General features: G+C 59.5%; 14 protein-coding genes and 1 other RNA gene. 10 read left to right on the forward strand and 5 right to left on the reverse strand.

Annotation, left to right across the window (positions count from 1 at the left end):
• The 5 genes from smc (at nt 1) to ffs (ending at nt 8789) form a co-directional block, all read left to right on the forward strand.
• Nucleotides 1-3489: a chromosome segregation protein SMC gene (gene smc, locus TU81_RS08625; RefSeq protein WP_048394464.1), complete on the forward strand. Its 3489-nt coding sequence runs from the start codon at nt 1-3 to the stop codon at nt 3487-3489.
• 258 nt (nt 3490-3747) lie between these two features.
• A complete protein-coding gene (zipA, locus tag TU81_RS08630; RefSeq protein WP_038979939.1) occupies nt 3748-4599 on the forward strand; it encodes a cell division protein ZipA in 852 nt (283 codons plus the stop codon).
• A gap of 137 nt (nt 4600-4736) precedes the next feature.
• Nucleotides 4737-7094: an NAD-dependent DNA ligase LigA gene (gene ligA / locus TU81_RS08635; RefSeq protein WP_048394466.1), complete on the forward strand. Its 2358-nt coding sequence runs from the start codon at nt 4737-4739 to the stop codon at nt 7092-7094.
• A 231-nt stretch (nt 7095-7325) separates the two neighbouring features.
• Nucleotides 7326-8489 (forward strand): zinc-binding metallopeptidase family protein, encoded by a 1164-nt coding sequence (locus tag TU81_RS08640; RefSeq protein WP_048394468.1) that lies wholly within the window; start codon nt 7326-7328, stop codon nt 8487-8489.
• A 203-nt stretch (nt 8490-8692) separates the two neighbouring features.
• Nucleotides 8693-8789: signal recognition particle sRNA small type (gene ffs, locus TU81_RS29410), an RNA gene on the forward strand.
• A gap of 180 nt (nt 8790-8969) precedes the next feature.
• On the opposite strand, the gene TU81_RS08645 is transcribed toward ffs, so the two are convergent.
• Entirely contained in the window at nt 8970-9284 is a 315-nt protein-coding gene (locus TU81_RS08645) for a helix-turn-helix domain-containing protein (protein ID WP_038979942.1), read from the reverse strand.
• A gap of 397 nt (nt 9285-9681) precedes the next feature.
• Here TU81_RS08645 and TU81_RS08650 point away from each other — a divergent pair, with 397 nt between their 5' ends.
• Complete coding sequence (locus TU81_RS08650; RefSeq protein ID WP_038979943.1) at nt 9682-11382, forward strand: putative bifunctional diguanylate cyclase/phosphodiesterase; 1701 nt, start codon at nt 9682-9684, stop codon at nt 11380-11382.
• Between the two features lie 15 nt (nt 11383-11397).
• Here the strand turns inward: TU81_RS08650 and TU81_RS08655 are convergent, their stop codons facing one another.
• On the reverse strand, nt 11398-12144 hold the full coding sequence (locus tag TU81_RS08655; RefSeq protein WP_048394470.1) for a substrate-binding periplasmic protein: 747 nt from the start codon (nt 12142-12144) through the stop codon (nt 11398-11400).
• 143 nt (nt 12145-12287) lie between these two features.
• Between TU81_RS08655 and dnaX the strand changes: the two genes are divergently transcribed.
• From dnaX to TU81_RS08675, 4 genes are all read left to right on the forward strand, one after another.
• Nucleotides 12288-14387 (forward strand): DNA polymerase III subunit gamma/tau, encoded by a 2100-nt coding sequence (gene dnaX, locus TU81_RS08660; RefSeq protein WP_048394472.1) that lies wholly within the window; start codon nt 12288-12290, stop codon nt 14385-14387.
• A 67-nt stretch (nt 14388-14454) separates the two neighbouring features.
• Nucleotides 14455-14793, forward strand: a complete 339-nt coding sequence (locus tag TU81_RS08665; RefSeq protein ID WP_007905413.1) for a YbaB/EbfC family nucleoid-associated protein — start codon at nt 14455-14457, stop codon at nt 14791-14793.
• 324 nt (nt 14794-15117) lie between these two features.
• Nucleotides 15118-15720 (forward strand): recombination mediator RecR, encoded by a 603-nt coding sequence (gene recR / locus TU81_RS08670; RefSeq protein WP_038979946.1) that lies wholly within the window; start codon nt 15118-15120, stop codon nt 15718-15720.
• Between the two features lie 199 nt (nt 15721-15919).
• Nucleotides 15920-17068, forward strand: coding sequence for an acyl-CoA dehydrogenase family protein (locus TU81_RS08675; RefSeq protein WP_038979947.1), 1149 nt, complete (start codon nt 15920-15922; stop codon nt 17066-17068).
• A 139-nt stretch (nt 17069-17207) separates the two neighbouring features.
• Here TU81_RS08675 and TU81_RS08680 read toward each other — a convergent pair whose 3' ends face one another.
• From TU81_RS08680 to hemN, 3 genes are all read right to left on the reverse strand, one after another.
• A complete protein-coding gene (locus TU81_RS08680; protein WP_007905416.1) occupies nt 17208-17756 on the reverse strand; it encodes an adenine phosphoribosyltransferase in 549 nt (182 codons plus the stop codon).
• 79 nt (nt 17757-17835) lie between these two features.
• Nucleotides 17836-18570: a fumarate/nitrate reduction transcriptional regulator Fnr gene (gene fnr / locus TU81_RS08685; protein ID WP_038979949.1), complete on the reverse strand. Its 735-nt coding sequence runs from the start codon at nt 18568-18570 to the stop codon at nt 17836-17838.
• Nucleotides 18571-18700: 130 nt separating this feature from the next.
• The gene (hemN, locus tag TU81_RS08690; RefSeq protein ID WP_048394474.1) at nt 18701-20083 is read right to left on the reverse strand and encodes an oxygen-independent coproporphyrinogen III oxidase; all 1383 of its coding nucleotides are present in this window, start codon (nt 20081-20083) and stop codon (nt 18701-18703) included.
• Between the last annotated feature and the right edge of the window lie 251 nt (nt 20084-20334).

A 20334-nucleotide genomic window follows, 5' to 3' on the forward strand; every position in this document is an offset into this window, starting at 1 on the left:
GTGCGGCTCAAGTGCATCAAACTGGCGGGGTTCAAATCCTTCGTCGACCCGACCACGGTGAACTTCCCCAGTAACATGGCGGCCGTGGTCGGCCCCAATGGCTGCGGCAAGTCGAACATCATCGACGCCGTGCGTTGGGTGATGGGCGAGAGCTCGGCCAAGAACTTGCGCGGCGAGTCGATGACCGACGTCATCTTCAACGGCTCGACCAGCCGTAAGCCGGTGAGCCAGGCCAGCATTGAGCTGGTGTTCGATAACTCCGACGGCACCCTGCTCGGCGAATGGGCCGCCTATGCGGAAATTTCCATTCGCCGCAAAGTAACCCGCGACAGCCAGACCACCTACTACCTCAACGGCACCAAATGCCGTCGCCGCGATATCACCGACATCTTTCTGGGGACCGGCCTCGGCCCGCGCAGCTATTCGATTATCGAGCAGGGGATGATCTCCAAGCTGATCGAGTCCAAGCCCGAAGACCTGCGCAATTTCATCGAAGAAGCCGCCGGTATTTCCAAGTACAAGGAACGTCGGCGCGAGACTGAAAACCGTATTCGTCGCACCCATGAAAACCTTGCCCGCCTGACCGACCTGCGCGAAGAGCTCGAGCGTCAGCTTGAACGCTTGCACCGCCAGGCCGAGGCCGCCAAGAAGTATCAGGAATACAAAGGCGAAGAGCGCCAGCTCAAGGCCCAGCTGTCGGCCCTGCGCTGGCAGGCGTTGAACGAACAGGTCGGCCAGCGCGAGTCGATCATCGGCACTCAGGAAGTCACCTTCGAAGCGCTGGTGGCCGAGCAACGCAATGCCGACGCGGCCATCGAACGCCTGCGTGACGGTCATCACGATCTGTCCGAGCGCTTCAATCTGGTGCAGGGGCGTTTTTATTCGGTCGGTGGTGACATCGCCCGGGTCGAGCAGAGCATTCAACACGGTCAGCAGCGCTTGCGTCAGTTGCAGGACGACTTGAAGGAAGCCGAGCGCGCGCGGCTGGAAACCGAGTCTCACTTGGGCCACGACCGCACCTTGCTGCTGACCTTGGGCGAAGAGCTGGACATGCTCACGCCGGAACAGGAAGTTACCAGCGCCGCCGCCGAAGAAGCTGCTGCGGCGCTCGAAGAATCCGAAACCACCATGCACGGTTGGCAGGAGCAGTGGGACACGTTCAACCTCACTGCCGCCGAGCCACGCCGTCAGTCTGAAGTTCAGCAGTCGCGAATCCAGCAGCTGGAAACCAGCATGGAACGTTTGGCCGATCGCCAGAAACGTCTTGGCGAAGAGCGTGCGTTGCTGTCGGCGGACCCGGAAGACGCGGCGATCATGGAACTCAGCGAGCAATTGGCTGCGTCCGAGGCCACGCTCGAAGACTTGCAGGCCAGCGAAGAGGCTCAGGTCGAGCGCCTCGAGCAACTGCGTCAGGAACTGCAGCAAGCGCTCTCGGCGCAGCAGCAAGCCCAAGGTGATTTGCAGCGGCTCAACGGTCGACTGGCGTCGTTGGAAGCCTTGCAGCAAGCCGCGCTCGATCCGGGTACCGGCACCGCCGAATGGCTGCGCGAACAGCACCTGGCGGATCGTCCGCGTCTGGCCGAAGGCCTGAAGGTCGAGGCCGGTTGGGAGCTGGCGGTGGAAACCGTGCTCGGCGCCGACCTGCAAGCGGTGCTGGTGGATGACTTCGGTGACTTCGATCTGGCCGGGTTTGCCCAAGGCGATTTGCGCCTGCTCAGCCCGGCTACCGATGGCGTGCGCATGCCCGGCAGTTTGCTCGACAAGGTCGAGGCGCAGATTGATTTGTCGCCATGGCTGGGGCAGGTCAAACCGGTCGACAGCCTTGAGCAAGCCTTGGCGTTGCGCGGGCAATTGGCCGCCGGGCAAAGCCTGATCAGCCGCGACGGTTACTGGGTCGGCCGACACTTTTTGCGTGTGCGCCGGGCTAGCGAAGCGGAAAGCGGCGTGCTCGCCCGTGGCCAGGAAATCCAGCGCTTGGGCCTTGAACGCGAAGAGCGCGAAGCCACGGTCGAAACCCTCGAAACTCAATTGCAAAACCTGCGGGCGCAACAGCGTCAGCAGGAAAACGGTCGCGAACATTTGCGTCGTTTGCTGCAAGACGAAGCCCGTCAGCAAGGCGAATTGAAAGCCCAGTTGTCCGCCGGCAAAGCCAAGGTCGAGCAGTTGACCTTGCGCCGCACCCGTCTCGATGAAGAACTTACCGAGTTGAGCGAACAGCGCGCCCTGGAACACGAAAACATCGGCGAAGCGCGCCTGCAGTTGCAGGAAGCCCTCGACAGCATGGCGCTGGACACCGAGCAGCGCGAGTTGCTGCTGGCTCAGCGGGACAGCTTGCGCGAGCGACTTGATCGGGTGCGTCAGGAGGCTCGGCAGCACAAGGATCATGCGCATCAATTGGCGGTGCGCCTCGGTTCGCTGAAGGCGCAACACGACTCCACTCGTCAGGCCCTCGAACGGCTGGAAATGCAGTCCGAGCGCCTGACCGAGAAGCGCGAACAGCTCAGTCTCAATTTGGAAGAGGGCGAGGCGCCACTGGAAGAACTGCGTCTGAAGCTCGAAGAGTTACTCGACAAGCGCATGACGGTTGACGAAGAACTCAAGACCGCGCAAATGGCCTTGGAAGATGCCGATCGCGAACTGCGTGACGCCGAAAAACGCCGCAATCAGGCTGAACAACAATCGCAATTGATACGCGGCCAGATGGAAACGCAGCGCATGGAATGGCAAGCCCTGACCGTGCGTCGCAAGGCTCTTGAAGATCAACTGCTGGAAGACGGTTACGACCTTCATGGCGTGCTCGCCACGCTGGTGGCTGAAGCCAACGAGAAAGACGCCGAAGAAGAACTCGAGCGCATTGCCGCGCGAATTCAGCGCCTCGGCGCGATCAACCTCGCGGCTATCGATGAATACCAGCAACAATCCGAGCGTAAACGTTATCTGGATGCTCAGAACGACGATTTGGTGGAAGCGCTGGACACGCTCGAGAACGTGATTCGCAAGATCGACAAGGAAACCCGAAACCGCTTCAAAGATACCTTTGATCAGATCAATGGCGGTTTACAGGCCCTTTTCCCAAAAGTTTTCGGTGGAGGACGCGCGTATTTGGAACTGACGGGCGAAGATCTACTCGATACAGGGGTGACGATCATGGCGCAGCCGCCAGGAAAGAAGAACAGCACCATCCATTTGCTCTCCGGTGGTGAAAAAGCCCTGACTGCATTGGCCCTGGTTTTTGCCATCTTCAAGTTGAATCCGGCGCCGTTCTGCATGCTCGATGAGGTTGACGCGCCATTGGATGACGCTAACGTTGGACGCTACGCACGGCTGGTCAAAGAGATGTCGCAGACGGTGCAGTTCATCTATATCACCCACAATAAGATCGCCATGGAAATGGCCGATCAATTGATGGGGGTAACGATGCACGAACCCGGTTGCTCGCGTCTGGTGGCAGTGGATGTGGAGGAGGCGATGGCCATGGTGGACGCCTGAGTCGTTGCTTGTAGGGCAGGTATTTTTGAGCTGTAGGGCTTTTTACCTGCCTTGACTTGCTGGCCAATCGACATAATTCGCGCAAGCCACTGTGACAGACGGTGTAAAGTTGCCTTTGGTCGTGCTAGTTTAATGTCAATTTTTCGTATGCGTGGGCAAAACGCCTGTCAGAACATAGAGTTGGCGCCACGTTTTAAAGCGGTTTACACAATGTAAACCCCTTATTTTTCAGCATTTTTTATAGAGGCACGGGATTACATGGAAATCGGTCTGCGCGAGTGGCTGATCGTCATCGGCATTATTGTCATTGCCGGTATTCTTTTCGATGGCTGGCGTCGCATGCGCGGCGGCAAGGGAAAACTGAAATTCCGTCTTGACCGAAGTTTGTCCAATCTGCCGGACGAGGACACCAGCGCCGAGCTGTTGGGCCCGCCTCGTGTGCTGGATAACCATAAAGAACCGCAACTGGACGAGCATGATCTGCCGTCGGTGAGCATGCCTGCCCGTGAACCTCGCGAGTCGGGTTCCAAGCGCGGCAAACGTGGTCATGGCGAGCCTTCTCAGGGCGACATGAATCTCAGCCTGGATCTGGACGGCGGCCCTAGCTTCAACAGCCGTGACGACGATTTCCCGGATGACACCAAGCCCGCCAGCTCGGCCGAGAAAGAACAGCCGCAAGCCGAAGAAGTGCTGGTGATCAGCGTGATCTGCCGTGACCCGGCCGGTTTCAAGGGCCCGGCACTGTTGCAGAACATTCTGGAAAGCGGTCTGCGTTTCGGCGAGATGGACATTTTCCACCGTCACGAAAGCATGGCCGGTAACGGCGAAGTCCTGTTCTCCATGGCCAATGCGGTCAAACCGGGCGTCTTCGATCTGGATGACATCGATCATTTCAGCACCCCGGCAGTGAGCTTCTTCCTCGGCCTGCCAGGCCCGCGTCATCCCAAGCAAGCCTTCGACGTGATGGTGGCTGCGGCACGCAAACTGTCCCAGGAGCTGAACGGCGAACTGAAAGACGACCAGCGCAGCGTGTTGACCGCCCAAACGATTGAGCATTACCGTCAGCGCATCGTCGAGTTCGAGCGTCGCGCATTGACCCAGAAGCGCTGATCTTGTAGGAGCCAGGCTTGCCGGCGAAGGCGATCTCACGTATGCCTTCGCCGGCAAGCCTGGCTCCTACAATGATTTGTACAGCATCTACAGATTGAGCAGCCTCGGCTGCTCTTTTGCTTTATGAGAGAACACCCATGACCGCCGCCAAAAACCGCATTCTAGAGCTGCGCGCCGAGCTCGATCAGCACAACTATCGCTACCACGTGCTGGACGAACCCAGCATTCCGGACGCCGAATACGATCGCTTGTTCCATGAGCTCAAGGCCCTCGAAGCGGCCCATCCCGAATTGATCACCAGCGACTCGCCGACCCAGCGTGTCGGCAGCGCGGCGTTGTCGGCGTTCACTCAGGTGCGTCATGAAGTGCCGATGCTCAGCCTGGGCAACGCCTTCGAAGAAACCGACATGCGCGAATTCGATCGCCGGGTGACGGAAGGGCTGGACCTGCCGGTCGGCGACTTGTTCGGCGGTGGCGCGGCGGTGGAGTACAGCTGCGAACCCAAGCTCGATGGCCTGGCGGTCAGTCTGCTGTATCAGGACGGTGTGCTGGTGCGCGGCGCCACCCGCGGCGACGGCACCACCGGTGAAGACATCAGCGTCAACGTGCGCACCGTGCGCAATATCCCGCTCAAGCTGCATGGCACCGGCTGGCCGGCGACCCTGGAAGTGCGCGGCGAAGTCTTCATGTCCAAGGCCGGTTTCGAGCGACTCAACGCCACGCAACTGGAAGTCGGCGGCAAGACCTTCGCCAACCCGCGTAACGCGGCGGCGGGCAGTTTGCGCCAGCTGGATTCGAAGATCACCGCCAACCGTCCGCTGGAATTCTGCTGCTACGGCATCGGCCAGATTTCGGCCGATATTGCCGACACGCACATTGGCAATCTGCAGCAACTCAAAGCCTGGGGGATGCCGATCAGTCATGAGCTGAAATTGGCGCATGGCATTGAAGAATGCCTGGATTACTACCGCGACATCGGTGAGCGCCGCAATGCGCTCCAGTATGAAATCGACGGCGTGGTGTTCAAGGTCAACAGCATTGCTTCCCAGCGTGAACTGGGTTTCCGCGCTCGCGAACCGCGCTGGGCGATTGCCCACAAATTCCCGGCCATGGAAGAGCTCACCGAACTGCTTGATGTGGAATTCCAGGTGGGTCGCACCGGTGCTGTGACGCCGGTGGCGCGCTTGAAACCGGTCAGGGTCGCGGGCGTCACCGTGGCCAATGCGACTTTGCATAACATGGATGAAGTTGCGCGGTTGGGCCTGATGATCGGCGATACGGTGATCATCCGTCGCGCCGGTGATGTGATTCCGCAAGTGGTGCAAGTGGTCACCGAACGTCGTCCGGAGAATGCCCGGCCGGTGCAGATTCCCGAGCAGTGCCCGGTCTGCGGTTCCCATGTCGAGCGCACGCAACTGGTCAAGCGCAGCAAGGGTCGCGAAACCATCAGCGAAGGTGCGGTGTACCGCTGCGTCGGGCGTCTGGCCTGCGGTGCGCAACTCAAGCAAGCGATCATTCACTTTGTCTCGCGCCGCGCCATGGACATTGAAGGGCTGGGCGAGAAGAGCGTCGAGCAACTGGTGGACGAAGGCCTGGTGAGTTCGCCGGCTGACCTCTATGCCCTGACGTTCGAGCAGATCGTCGACCTGGAAGGCTTTGCCGAGCTGTCGAGCAAGAACCTGCTCGGCGCTATCGAAGACAGCAAGCAGCCGAGTCTGGCGCGATTCATCTACGCCTTGGGCATTCCCGATGTCGGCGAAGAGACGGCCAAGGTCCTCGCGCGCTCTCTCGGCTCGCTGGAGCGGGTTCAGCAGGCATTACCGCACGTGCTCACGTACTTGCCGGATGTCGGGCTGGAAGTGGCTCACGAGATCCACAGCTTCTTTGAAGACGCGCATAACCGGCAGGTGATCAAGGATCTGCTCAAGCACGGCCTGCAGATTCAGGATCAGGGCGAGTTGGGTGCCGAATTTTCCGCCAGTACCACGTTGGGCGGCTTCCTTGACAAGTTGCACATTCCGTCGGTCGGGCCGGGCGGGGCGCAGAAGCTTGCCGACAAGTTCGGCTCGCTCGAAGCGGTGATGAGTGCTGATTGGCTGGACATGCGTCAGGCGCTGCCGGAGAAACAGGCGACTTCGGTTCGCGAGTTCTTTGCGGGCACGGAAAATCGTCAGGTCGCCGAGGCGGCCGAAAAGCAGCTGCGGGATTTCGGCATGCATTGGCAGAGCGAGAAAAAGGTCGTCGAAGGGTTGCCGCTGGCCGGGCAGACCTGGGTGCTGACCGGTTCGCTGGAGCTGATGAGTCGCGATGTGGCCAAGGACAAGCTTGAAAGCCTCGGCGCCAAGGTGGCCGGTTCCGTGTCGGCCAAGACCCATTGTGTGGTCGCCGGGCCGGGCGCGGGATCGAAGCTGGCCAAGGCCAATGAGCTGGGGTTGAAGGTGCTGGATGAAGAGGCGTTTGTGGCGCGTCTGAAGGAATACAACATCTCGATCTAACAGAGACCTGTGGCGAGGGGGCTTGCCCCCGTTCGGCGGCGAAGCCGTCGCAAGACCTGCTTGCACGGTATGCCTGAAAAATGCGGTTGGCGGTTTTGGGGCTGCTGCGCAGCTCAACGGGGGCAAGCCCTCTCGCCACAAAAGCTCGGCCCCACACAGGTGTGTTCATTTGTGGGAACGATCACGGTACAAGAATGATCTAGTCTTCGCAGGCCCCAGGGAGAGATCGCCATGTACCGCTTCTTCGAACAGCTCAGTTCACGCATCGCCGCGCCCTTCATGGGTGAGCGTTCGCGCAACAGCAAGGTCTGGCATTGCCGCTGCGGGCAGTCGCTGTTCTTTCGCAACAGTCAGTGCCTGGCCTGTTCGGCAGCGCTGGGCTATCAGTCCCAGCAGAGTCGCTTGTCTTCGCTGCAAGCCGGCCCGCAAGTGGATACCTGGTTGCTCGACGCCGATCCTGACGCAGGGGTGTTCCGCCGCTGCGCCAATCTCGACTCTCCGGCCGCATGCAACTGGCTGCTGGCGGCCAATGATCACGATGCGTTATGCATTGCCTGTAGCCTGAATCGCACCATCCCCGACCTGTCGATCCCCGAGAACCACGAGCGCTGGCGCAAAGTGGAAATCGCCAAGCGTCGTCTGGTAGCGCAGTTGATCAGCCTGGGCTTGTCAGTCATTCCGAAATCCATGGACGAAGACATTGGTCTGGCCTTCGACTTCATCGGTATCGACCTCGAAGGCAAACCGCCGACCACCGGGCATGCCAACGGTCTGATCACCCTCGATATAAAGGAAGCCGACGACGCCCATCGCGAGCAGGTGCGCGTGCAGATGCACGAACCTTATCGCACGCTGCTCGGGCACTTTCGTCACGAGGTAGGGCATTACTACTGGGACCGCTTGGTCGCCAACAGTCATTGGCTGGAACCGTTTCGCGATCTGTTCGGTGACGAGCAAGCAAGCTACGCCGAGGCCCTTGAACGGCATTATCAGCAAGGCGCGCCGCTGGACTGGCAGCAACATTACGTCAGCGCCTACGCGACCATGCACCCTTGGGAAGACTGGGCCGAAACCTGGGCTCACTACCTGCACATGATGGATGCAGTGGACACCGCCCTGGGGTTTGGCATGAGTGCCCGGGAAATGGATTTCGATTACCAGCCGTTTCCGCCGAGCACACTATTCGACCCGCAGCACCCCGGCGGCCCGGCGTTCCTGTCGTTCGTCAATGCGTGGATCGAACTGGCCGGCATGCTCAACGAGTTGTCACGCAGCATGGGCCAGCCGGATTTCTATCCGTTCGTCCTGCCGCCGACGGTGATTACCAAGCTGCACTTCATTCACCTGGTGATCCAGCAAGAGGGTGGCAGGGCGGATGAGGTGTTGGCGCAATAGGATCAAAAGATCACAGCCTGCGGCAGCTCCTACAGGTGTACGCCGACCCAATGTAGGAGCTGCCGCAGGCTGCGATCTTTTCAGGATCACCGCAGGTCCTTGAAGCGGCTCATATTTTTTAATCCGCACGAACGGTTGTAACTTCGTCTCAGATAGGTACAATGGCGCGGCTCGCCGTCAGGTGAGCGTCGTTATGGTGACCCCATCGGTCCCCCCGCAACGATTACCCGTGAACCTGGTCAGACCCGGAAGGGAGCAGCCACAGCGGGAACATTGTGTGCCGGGGTGTGGCTGGTGGGGTTGCCTCCATAACGCAACACGAACCCTCTTTCGTGTTTTCTATTTAAAAATACTGTTTTGTTCTGCCATGGAGCTCATCCAGGGCGGTGTTTCGTCGTTTCCGAATTAAAGAACGGGATATAAAAAGGAGGCTGATCTGTCGCATTCGACAGGTCGGCCTCCTTTTTTCATTTACTGGCACTAAGGCTTGGACAAGGCCTGGTCAACCGCTGCGATCAGCTTTCCCAGATCCTTCGGGGTGGCTTTGTGTATGACGCTGAACAGGTATGCCCGCTGTTCATCTTCGTCTTCCAGATCTGCGAAAAAGGCTTTCAGCTTCACGCCCAGCACGTCGGCAAGCAAGAACAATGCTTCCACGCTGGGGGTATAGGTGCCGGTTTCGAAGCGACTGATGGTTTTGGGGTCAAAACCGGTTTTTTCGCCGAGTTCAGCCTGAGTAAGCCCTGCGACCTTACGGTAGCGTCGGATGGCCGGACCCAAACTTGAAATTTGCATCGCTCAATTCCCATTTAGAATCAAGAACTTAACGATAGATTTTTGCATTAGGCAACTGCATGATCCATCACCTTGCTTTGCAAAATGTGATGCATTTCGTAGAATCGCCGCTTCGAAGGGTTTTGGGTGATCTGCTTTCTGAAGTTTAGGCGATATGAAACAGCCAGCATTGCGTTCCCTGTCGGGTATGCGCAGAGGCCGCTGGCGGTCTGAAGCCTGGCGAAATATTACCAGAGTCGGAGTCGTTACTTTGCCCTGGATCTTCGGCGGTCCGGGGGCCATCAAATGCTGTTCATGGAGTGATAACGTGTCTCTGCGCAGTACGTCTCAAAACATCTCTTCCGGGCATCCTGCGCTGGTCGAGCGGTACCACCGCTAGCGACAGTGAGCCTGACTCATGGATGAGAAATACCGCAGGGCCGTGGATGCCGCCGCGATTTTTTCCGAGACCGATCTGAACGGCCGGATTACCTATGTCAACGATCAATTCTGCGCCGTGTCCGGCTACAGTCGTGAGGAACTGCTGGGGCAGAACCATCGCCTGCTGAATTCCGGCCTGCATTGCGCCGATTTCTTCGCCGCCATGTGGCGCACCATCGCCTTGGGCAATATCTGGAAGGGCGAGATCTGTAATCGCGCCAAGGATGGCAGCCTGTATTGGGTCGACAGCACCATGGTGCCGGTGCTTGACGACGCCACGGGGCGCATTGATCGATACCTGTCGATTCGTTTCGATATCAGCGAAAAACGCCAACTCCTGCAATCCTTGCAATGGCGGGTCGGGCATGACGTGCTGACCGGACTGCCCAATCGCGCGTTCCTGTCGGATTTGCTGGATCAGGCGCTGGAATTCTCCCGGCATGAAAATATTCCGTTGGCGGTATGCATGCTTGACCTCGACGGGTTCAAGGCGGTCAACGACGGTTATGGTCACGCCAGTGGCGATATGTTGCTGGTGGAGGTGGCCAAGCGTTTGCGCGACATTGTGCGCGGCGAAGACGTGGTGGCGAGACTGGCCGGTGACGAGTTCGTGCTGGTGTTGCGTTATGTGCGTGATCTGCCGGAATTGCGCGCGGCGCTGAATCGTGTGTTGGGGGCGATATCGGCGCCTTACACACTGCACGGCAAAGATATCAATGTGTTTGCCAGTATCGGCGTCACCCTGTTTCCCCACGACAACGAAGATGCCGAAACCCTGCTGCGTCATGCCGATCAGGCGATGTACGTGGCCAAGCAGAGCGGGCGAAACCGCTTTCATCTATTCGATGTCTCTCGGGATCAGGAGGTCAAGGCCACTCACCAGACCGTCGAGCGGGTGCGTCAGGCGCTGCTCGCCGGTGAGTTACGTTTGCATTTTCAGCCCAAAGTGAACATGCGCCGTGGCGTGGTCGTTGGTTTCGAGGCGTTGTTGCGTTGGGAGCACCCGCAAAACGGCATGGTGCCACCCCGGGAGTTTTTGCCACTGGTAGAGGACACCGACCTGATCATCGATATCGGTGAATGGGTAATGGACCAGGTTCTTTCGCAGTTGCACCGTTGGCAGCAAGCGGGGCAGGGCTGGCCGGTCAGTATCAATATCGCGGCGCGACATTTTCAGCGCGCCGATTTCGTCGACCGGCTCAGGCAGGTACTCGCTCGGCATGCCCAGGTCGCCCCGCAAATGCTCGATCTGGAAATCGTCGAGTCGGTGGCGATCGAGAATATCCAGCATGTCAGTGCCTGTTTGCAGGCCTGTCAGGCGTTGGGGGTGCAGTTTTCGCTGGGTGACTTCGGCACGGGTTACTCGTCCCTGAGTTACCTCAAGCGTTTACGCACCCAAACCATCAAGATCGATAAGTCGTTCGTGCGCGACATTCTGAATGATCGTGATGACCTGGCCCTGACCACGGCGGTGATTGGCCTGGCCCGTGCGTTCGGCCGGCAGGTGATTGCCGAGGGACTGGAAAGCGTTGAGCATGGTGAATTGCTGTTGCGGCTGGGATGCGAAGTCGCTCAAGGCTATTTCATCGCTCGCCCGATGCCGCCCGGTGAGGTGCCGGGCTGGGTGGCGGGGTTTGTCGCCCCATCGCAATGGCAGACGCTCGGCCAGATTGCCTGAGCCATCATGCAGTTGCTACTGGTTGGCAGCAGGGTTACCGGTATAGAGCCGGATGATGTCATCGATCTCCCCGGACATTTTCATTTGCAACAACGTGTCCAGAATGCGTTGCACAGGCACCTTGGGGTCGTTGCGCACGTAGCAACTGACGGCTTGTTCATGCACCAGCGCTACGCTTTTCAGCTGCTGATCGGGCAGCAGGCGCTGATTGAACCAGTCCAGGGTCCATTGGTTGCTCACCGCGTAGCGGTAGCGTCCGGCCAGCAGTTTTTCCAGCACTTGTTCCTGATTGCGCGCGTCATCGCGGTGCAGCCGGTCGGCGTCGAACAGCGGTTGCAAGGTCGGGTAGTTATAGCCACGCACGGTGCCGATTGACTGTTGCGGCAGGTCTGCCGGATTGATCGAAGGTGAGCCTCGCCGACCAATCAGCAAGTCGCGCTGAACCAGCAGCGGAGCGCTCCAGATATAGTCGCCAGACTGATTCGGCAGCCAGGATTTTGAGATATAACAACGCACATCGACTTCGCCGTGCTCCATGGCGTTCTGCACCCGTGCCCGAGGCAAAATGTGAAACTCAGCCGGCACGCCGACCTGAGTCGCCAGGCTGATCATCATGTCGTGCAAGATGCCCTGGGTCGGCCGGCCGCGCTCCATCTGCACCATGGGCATGGCCCAGCTGTCGGACACGACAAAGCGCAACGGCACCTCGGCGGCCGCGACGCTCACGCTGACCAACAGCAGTGCCCCCAAGGCAAAACGCATAAACGCTCCGGTACGGCTCAAACCTGAGCCAATAAAAGCCCTTAAAGTGCAGCTTAGCCAGAATAGACGAGCGCGCCGGATGCAATTTTGGCCTTGCTCCGCTAGCATTAGCCGCTTGTGTTCCTTCGTTGCGACGGTTTTCGATGAGTTATCAGGTTCTTGCACGTAAATGGCGTCCGCGCTCGTTCGGCGAAATGGTCGGCCAGACCCATGTGCTCAAGGCTCTGATCAATGCCTTGGACAGCCAGCGGCTGCACCACGCGTACCTTTTTACCGGCACCCGCGGGGTCGGCAAGACCACCATCGCGCGGATCATCGCCAAATGCCTGAACTGTGAAACAGGTATCACTTCGACCCCCTGTGGCGAGTGCTCGGTGTGCCGCGAAATCGATGAAGGCCGCTTCGTCGACCTGATCGAGATCGACGCCGCGAGCCGGACCAAGGTCGAAGACACTCGCGAGCTGCTCGACAACGTGCAGTACGCGCCGAGCCGCGGGCGCTTCAAGGTCTACCTGATCGACGAAGTGCACATGCTCTCCAGCCATTCCTTTAATGCGCTGTTGAAAACCCTCGAAGAGCCGCCGCCCTACGTCAAGTTCATCCTGGCGACCACCGATCCGCAGAAACTTCCTGCAACGATTCTTTCGCGTTGCCTGCAGTTCTCCCTGAAGAACATGACCCCGGAACGGGTGGTCGAGCATTTGACCCACGTGCTGAGCGTCGAGAACGTACCGTTCGAAGACGACGCGCTGTGGCTGCTGGGCCGCGCCGCCGACGGTTCGATGCGCGACGCCATGAGCCTGACCGATCAGGCCATTGCTTTCGGTGAAGGCAAGGTTCTGGCCGCTGATGTGCGGGCCATGCTCGGTACTCTCGATCACGGCCAGGTCTACGACGTTTTGCATTCGCTGATCGAAGGCGATGCCAAGGCGTTGCTCGAAGCAGTGCGCCATCTGGCCGAACAAGGCCCGGACTGGAACGGCGTGCTCTCGGAAATTCTCAATGTGCTGCACCGTGTCGCCATCGCCCAGGCCCTGCCTGAAGGCGTCGATAACGGTCATGGCGACCGTGATCGGGTGCTGGCATTGGCCCAGGCACTACCGGCCGAAGACGTGCAGTTCTATTACCAGATGGGCCTGATCGGGCGCCGGGATTTGCCGCTGGCACCGGACCCGCGCGGCGGTTTCGAAATGGTCCTGCTGCGAATGCTCGCGTTCCGGCCGGCAGACACTGAGGACGCCCCGAGGCAACCGCTAAAGCCAGTGGGGATCAGCCAGGCCACAGTTGATTCCGCAAATTCAGTGGCTGCCGCGCCGATCGTTGCGCCGGTAGTTGCTACGGCCGTTACACCGGCTCCGGTTGCGCCAGTGGTGGCTCCGGCCCCTGTCCCGGTGGCTGCGCCTGAGCCGGTCGCTTCCGTGCCTGTGCCCGTGGTCGCGCCTGAGCCCGAGCCTGTTGTCGAGCCCGTAGCGGTCGAAGAAGTCGTTGATCTGCCGTGGAACGACCCGGTAGAGCCCGAAGTTGTCCAGCAGCCCGCCGTCGAGCCGGTGCTGGAAACGGCTGGCGAACAACCCGAATTGCCACCGATGCCCATGCCGACGCCGGACAGCGTAGTGCCGGACGCGCCGGAATGGGCCGCTGCGCCGATCCCGGAACCGTCCATGGCCGAAGTCGATGCCGCCACGCCAGGCATGGATCAGGACGACGAGCCGCCGCTGGACGAGGACTACATCGAGCCGGACATGGATTCGGCTTATAGCTATCTCGACGAACTGGCCAGTGAGCACACCGCCGAACCTGCGCCGGAACCCGAGCCTGAACCGGCCGCGATGCCGGCCACCGGCCTGGCCCTGCAATGGCTGGAGTTGTTCCCGAAACTGCCGGTGTCCGGCATGACCGCCAGCATCGGCGCCAACTGCACGCTGATCGCCGTCGATGGCGACAATTGGTTGTTGCACCTGGACCCGGCCCACAGCGCCTTGTTCAACGCGACACAACAACGTCGCCTCAACGATGCACTGAACCAGTTCCACGGGCGCACGCTGACCCTGAGCATGGAGCTGATCAAGCCCGAGCAGGAAACCCCGGCTCAGGCCTCATCCCGCCGTCGTGCCAACCGTCAGCGCGAGGCCGAGGAATCGATCCACGGCGATCCGTTCATCCAGCAAATGATACAGCAGTTCGGGGCGGTGGTCCGTCACGATACTATTGAACCTGTCGAGGCCCTGGTCAGTCAGGACTAATAACTGAAGGCGCTTGGCCGCATTCGCCGGGCGCTGTTTTTATCCAAGTACTTTTGAGGTGATTCCCATGATGAAAGGTGGCATGGCCGGCCTGATGAAGCAGGCGCAGCAGATGCAGGAAAAAATGGCCAAGATGCAGGAAGAACTGGCCAACGCCGAAGTCACCGGTAAAGCCGGCGGCGACATGGTCACCGTGGTGATGACCGGTCGTCACGACGTCAAGCGCGTGACCATCGACCCAAGCCTGGTCGAAGGCCTGAGCGAAGACGACAAGGAAATGCTGGAGGCGGTATTCGCCGCGGCCGTTAACGACGCCGTGCGCAAGATCGAAGCCAACAGCCAGGACAAAATGTCCGGCGTGACCGCTGGCATGCAATTGCCTCCGGGTATGAAACTGCCATTCTGATTCGCCAACGCGCGTCGGATGGGTTACAAAAAATGCCAGGCATCGCGCCTGGCATTTTTTTTTCTGTCTGTTGGAAGTGTGGTGCCTGTGAGGCAGCCTTCGCGGGCAAGCCCGCTCCCACAGGGATCACCTGAATCCTGTGGGAGCGTGGCTTGCCCGCGATGAAGTCACCTCGGTACAACTGACGAAACTTCGAACCGGACACCACCACAAAGGTCTGCTCCCTATACGGCCGGATTCATCGATTAAGGACACGCTGCTATTTGACGCTAAACAGAGGCGCGGGTATAAACCGCGTCTCGTTGTTATGTCGGACTTTTCCCCATGAGCTTCAGCCCTTTGATTCGCCAACTGATCGATGCCCTGCGAATTTTGCCGGGTGTGGGTCAGAAAACTGCCCAGCGCATGGCGTTGCAACTGCTTGAGCGTGATCGCAGCGGTGGTTCGCGACTGGCCCAGGCGCTGAGCCAGGCCATGGAAGGAGTGGGCCACTGCCGCTTGTGCCGTACGCTGACTGAAGACGATCTGTGCCCGCAATGCGCCGATCCACGCCGCGACGACACCTTGCTGTGTGTGGTGGAAGGTCCGATGGATGTTTACGCGGTGGAGCAGACCGGTTTCCGCGGTCGCTACTTCGTACTCAAAGGCCACCTGTCGCCGCTCGACGGGCTAGGGCCGGACGCCATCGGTATTCCACAACTGCTGGCGCGGATCGAAGAGGCGGGCACGTTTGCCGAAGTCATCCTCGCCACCAACCCGACGGTAGAAGGCGAGGCCACCGCGCATTACATTGCCCAGTTGCTCAGCAACAAAGGCCTGATCGCCTCGCGCATCGCCCATGGCGTGCCGTTGGGTGGCGAGCTGGAACTGGTGGACGGCGGGACGTTGGCGCATTCGTTTGCCGGACGTAAGCCGATTACCTTGTAGTGTCTGAAGGCCTCTTCGCGGGCAAGCCTCGCTCCTACAGGAATTGGTGGTGTGTCCACAATATATGGCACAACACAAAACCTGTAGGAGCGAGGCTTGCCCGCGAAGAAAGCACCTCGGTCCATCTGATTCACACAACTCTATTGAAAACCAAGCAAGCGCTCGGTTAACTTCGCTGAACCTTCAATGGAGTTCGCCGATGCCTGCCTTTCAGGAATACTTCGACCCCAGCCACCAATTGGTCCGTGACAGCGTCAGACGTTTCGTCGAGCGCGAGATTCTTCCGGACATCGACCAGTGGGAAGAAGCCGAAAGCTTCCCCCGTGAGCTCTACCTCAAGGCCGGCGCGGCGGGGATTTTGGGCATTGGTTATCCCGAAGCCTTGGGCGGCAGCCACGAAGGTGATGTGTTCGCCAAGATCGCCGCCAGTGAAGAGCTGATGCGCTGCGGTTCCGGTGGTCTGGTCGCGGGGTTGGGCTCGCTGGACATTGGTCTGCCGCCGATCCTCAAGTGGGCCAGGCCCGAAGTCCGCGATCGCGTTGTGCCTCAGGTGCTGGCGGGCGAGAAGATCAGCGCCCTGGCCGTCACCGAGCCCAGCGGCGGCTCCGATGTGGCCAACCTGCAAACCCGCGCTGTACGTGACGGCGACTTTTACCGGGTCAGCGGCAGCAAAACCTTCATTACCAGCGGCGTTCGCGCGGATTTCTACACCGTCGCGGTGCGCACCGGCGAGCCTGGGTTTGGCGGCATCAGCTTGCTGCTGATCGAGAAGGGCACACCCGGTTTCACCGTCGGTCGCCAGTTGAAGAAAATGGGCTGGTGGGCGTCGGACACCGCCGAATTGTTTTTTGATGATTGCCGGGTGCCGGTTAGCCATCTGATCGGGGCCGAGAACATGGGCTTCGCCTGCATCATGGGCAACTTCCAGGGCGAGCGTCTGGCCCTGGCCCTGATGGCCAACATGACCGCGCAGTTGGCGCTGGAGGAGAGCCTGAAATGGGCTCGTCAGCGTGAAGCCTTCGGCAAACCCATCGGCAAGTTCCAGGTGCTCAAGCACCGACTCGCGGAAATGGCCACGGCGCTGGAGGTGTCACGGGAATTCACCTACCGTCAGGCAGCGAAAATGGCAGCCGGGCAGAGCGTGATCAAGGAGATTTCCATGGCCAAGAATTTTGCCACTGACACGGCTGATCGCATTACGACCGATGCGGTGCAGATTCTGGGCGGTCTGGGTTACATGCGTGACAGTCTGGTGGAGCGGCTGTACCGGGATAACCGGATTCTGTCGATCGGCGGGGGGACGCGGGAAGTGATGAACGAGATCATCAGTAAGCAGATGGGGCTTTGAGTTTTTGCGGTGTTGCGGCTGACGCTTTCGCGAGCAAGCCCGCTCCCACAGGGGATTTTCTGTGTACACAAGTTTTGTGCACGACAGAGAGTAACTGTGGGAGCGGGCTTGCCCGCGATGGCGTCAGTACAGACGCTGCTTATTTATCGGTAAGGGCAAACTGCGTCAGGCAAAACGTAGGAATCCCCATGTCTTCCAGCCGCTGCGAACCACCCAGCTCCGGCAAGTCAATGATCGCCGCCGCTTCATGCACCCGCGCGCCCATGCGCCGAATCAGGTTCGCCGCCGCGATCAGCGTGCCGCCAGTGGCGATCAGGTCATCGAACATCACCACCGCATCACCCTCACACAGGCTGTCGGCATGGACTTCGAGAAAGGCTTCGCCGTACTCGGTCTGATAACCCTCGGCCAGCACGTCGGCCGGCAGTTTGCCCTGTTTGCGGAACAGCACCAGCGGTTTGTTCAGCTGATAGGCCAGGATCGATCCGATCAGAAAGCCACGGGCATCCATGGCACCGATGTGGGTGAAGTCGGCTTCGACGTAACGATGGGCAAAGCTGTCCATCACCAGGCGCAGGGCCGTGGGTGACTGGAACAACGGAGTGATGTCGCGAAAGATCACGCCCGGCTTGGGGAAGTCGATCACGGGGCGGATCAGGGATTTGATGTCGAAGGAGTCGAAGACCATCGTCGAAGTGTCCTGGCGGGCTGCAAACGTCGCAGTATAGCGGCGGCTGAACCGTTTCGCTCAGCCGCAATCGTTGCTATCAGCCTTCGAGCGAACCGCCGGCCAGGGCGCAGAGCTGGATCGGATCGAGGATGTGGATTTCCTTGCCCTCGGCCGCAATCAGTTCGTTTTGCTGGAAGCGGGTGAATACCCGGGACACGGTTTCCACCGCCAGGCCGAGGTAATTGCCGATTTCGTTGCGCGACATGCTCAACCGGAACTGGTTGGCCGAGAAGCCCCGGGCGCGGAAACGTGCCGACAGGTTGACCAGGAAAGTGGCGATGCGCTCGTCGGCGGTTTTCTTCGACAGCAGCAACATCATTTGCTGATCGTCGCGAATCTCGCGGCTCATCACCCGCATCAACTGACGGCGCAGTTGTGGCAGTTGCAGGGCCAGTTCGTCGAGGCGATCGAAAGGGATTTCGCACACCGAGGTGGTTTCCAGGGCTTGCGCCGAGACCGGGTGCTTTTCAGTGTCCATGCCCGACAGGCCGACCAGTTCACTCGGCAAATGGAAGCCAGTGATCTGCTCTTCACCGCCATCGCTCAGGCTGAAAGTCTTCAGGGCGCCGGAGCGTACTGCATAAACGGAATCGAACGTGTCGCCCTGGCGAAACAGGAACTCGCCTTTTTTCAGCGGGCGACCACGTTTGACGATATCGTCCAGCGCTTCCATGTCTTCCAGATTCAGAGAAAGTGGCAGGCAGAGCGGAGCCAGGCTGCAATCCTTGCAATGGGCCTGACTATGAGCGCGCAGCTTTACTGGCTCGGACATTTTCTTTGATCCTTGTGGGAAAACACACATAAGCTGTAAGGGTAACCCACAGGAGGACATTCAGGCACGCGGCGATTTTGTCGCAGGGTCGTAAAATCAGCGTTTCGCAGACCGGCCAGTGAGCTGATGGCTAGATAACCCGTGAAAACCGCTGGCGATTTTGCTGTTCCAGGTACGCGTCGAACACCATGCACACCGAACGCACCAGCAATCGTCCGGCGGGCAGTACGGTAATCCGTTCGTTATCAAGTTCGATCAGTCCGTCGTCGGCCATTTCCTGCAACTGTGGCCAGAGTTCGCCGAAGTAACCCTGAAAGTCGATGTTGAAGGCTTGTTCGATCTGGGCGAATTCCAGGCCGAAAGTGCAGATCAGTTGTTGGATGACCGCACGTCGCAGGCGGTCATCGGCGTTGCACAGCAGACCACGGCTGGTGGCCAGCTGTGCGCTGGCCAACGCATTCTGGTACTGGTTCAGATCACTGCTGTTCTGGCAGTACAAATCGCCGATCTGGCTGATGGCCGATACCCCCAGGCCGATCAAATCGCAATGACCGTGGGTGGTATAGCCCTGGAAGTTACGTTGCAGGGTCGATTCTTCCTGAGCAATCGCCAATTCATCATCGGGCAGGGCGAAATGGTCCATCCCGATGTAGCGGTAACCGGCGGCCGTCAGTTGTTCGATGGTGCGCTGGAGCATTTCCAGCTTCTGTGTCGGCGCCGGTAGATCATTGCCGTTGATCCGCCGTTGCGGCATGAAGCGTTCCGGCAGATGGGCGTAGTTGAACACCGAGAGCCGATCCGGTTGCAGGCTGATGACTTCGTCGACGGTGCGGGCGAAGCTTTCGGGTGTCTGTTTCGGCAGGCCGTAGATCAGATCGATGTTGATCGAGCGAAATTGCAGGGTTCGGGCAGCGTCGATCACCGCACGGGTTTCTTCCAGGCTTTGCAAGCGATTGACCGCCCGTTGTACCGCCGGGTCGAGGTCTTGAACGCCTATGCTGACTCGGTTGAAGCCCAGTTCCCGGAGCAGGCCCATGGTCGACCAATCAGCTTCGCGAGGATCGATCTCAATGCCGTAGTCGCCGGAATCGTCGTCCAGCAAATTGAAATGCTTGCGCAGCTTCGCCATCAACTGGCGCAGTTCGTCGTGGCTGAGAAAGGTCGGTGTGCCGCCGCCGAAATGCAGTTGCTCGACTTTTTGCGAGGGGTCGAGGTGGCAGGCAATCAGCTGGATTTCCTGTTCCAGGCGCTGCAAATAGGGCAGGGCGCGGCCACGGTCCTTGGTGATGACTTTGTTGCAGGCGCAGTAGTAGCAAATGTTCGCGCAGAACGGCACATGCACATACAGCGACAGCGGCCGCAGGGCCTTGCGGCTGTCGCGAAGGGCATGAAACAGGTCGAAGGTGCCGACCTGGCTGTCGAATTGCACGGCGGTCGGGTACGAGGTATAGCGCGGTCCCGCCAAGTCATAACGGCGGATCAGATCTGTGTCCCAACGAATGGCGTCGAGCATGCGGGCATTCCCCCGGATAGGCTGGCAGTGTCGGCGAGTCTAGGGGGGGCGGCGTTGGGGCATCTTGATTTGCATCAAGGGTCGGGATTTGTGGTGTCAGTGAGGGCCTCTTCGCGGGCAAGCCTGTAGTGGTTCAGTTTTTTTAAACCATCGCGTAGGAGTATTAAGCCGCCTGTTGCTCGAACAGCGCAGGCGGCAAGTGGTTCGAGGCGGAGTGGCAACGGCGATGGTTGTAATGCGAGATGAATTCC

The organism is Pseudomonas lini, assembly GCF_001042905.1.
Lineage (GTDB): Bacteria > Pseudomonadota > Gammaproteobacteria > Pseudomonadales > Pseudomonadaceae > Aquipseudomonas > Aquipseudomonas lini.

What these genes read in the sequence shown, in the direction of transcription:
- TU81_RS08655 (WP_048394470.1), bottom strand. Translation starts at nt 12,144, where the DNA reads ATGCGTTTTGCCTTGGGGGCACTGCTGTTGGTCAGCGTGAGCGTCGCG.
- dnaX (WP_048394472.1), top strand. Translation starts at nt 12,288, where the DNA reads ATGAGTTATCAGGTTCTTGCACGTAAATGGCGTCCGCGCTCGTTCGGC.
- TU81_RS08640 (WP_048394468.1), top strand. Translation starts at nt 7,326, where the DNA reads ATGTACCGCTTCTTCGAACAGCTCAGTTCACGCATCGCCGCGCCCTTC.
- TU81_RS08650 (WP_038979943.1), top strand. Translation starts at nt 9,682, where the DNA reads ATGGATGAGAAATACCGCAGGGCCGTGGATGCCGCCGCGATTTTTTCC.
- zipA (WP_038979939.1), top strand. Translation starts at nt 3,748, where the DNA reads ATGGAAATCGGTCTGCGCGAGTGGCTGATCGTCATCGGCATTATTGTC.
- fnr (WP_038979949.1), bottom strand. Translation starts at nt 18,570, where the DNA reads ATGTCCGAGCCAGTAAAGCTGCGCGCTCATAGTCAGGCCCATTGCAAG.
- TU81_RS08645 (WP_038979942.1), bottom strand. Translation starts at nt 9,284, where the DNA reads ATGCAAATTTCAAGTTTGGGTCCGGCCATCCGACGCTACCGTAAGGTC.
- TU81_RS08675 (WP_038979947.1), top strand. Translation starts at nt 15,920, where the DNA reads ATGCCTGCCTTTCAGGAATACTTCGACCCCAGCCACCAATTGGTCCGT.
- TU81_RS08680 (WP_007905416.1), bottom strand. Translation starts at nt 17,756, where the DNA reads ATGGTCTTCGACTCCTTCGACATCAAATCCCTGATCCGCCCCGTGATC.
- hemN (WP_048394474.1), bottom strand. Translation starts at nt 20,083, where the DNA reads ATGCTCGACGCCATTCGTTGGGACACAGATCTGATCCGCCGTTATGAC.
- recR (WP_038979946.1), top strand. Translation starts at nt 15,118, where the DNA reads ATGAGCTTCAGCCCTTTGATTCGCCAACTGATCGATGCCCTGCGAATT.
- TU81_RS08665 (WP_007905413.1), top strand. Translation starts at nt 14,455, where the DNA reads ATGATGAAAGGTGGCATGGCCGGCCTGATGAAGCAGGCGCAGCAGATG.
- ligA (WP_048394466.1), top strand. Translation starts at nt 4,737, where the DNA reads ATGACCGCCGCCAAAAACCGCATTCTAGAGCTGCGCGCCGAGCTCGAT.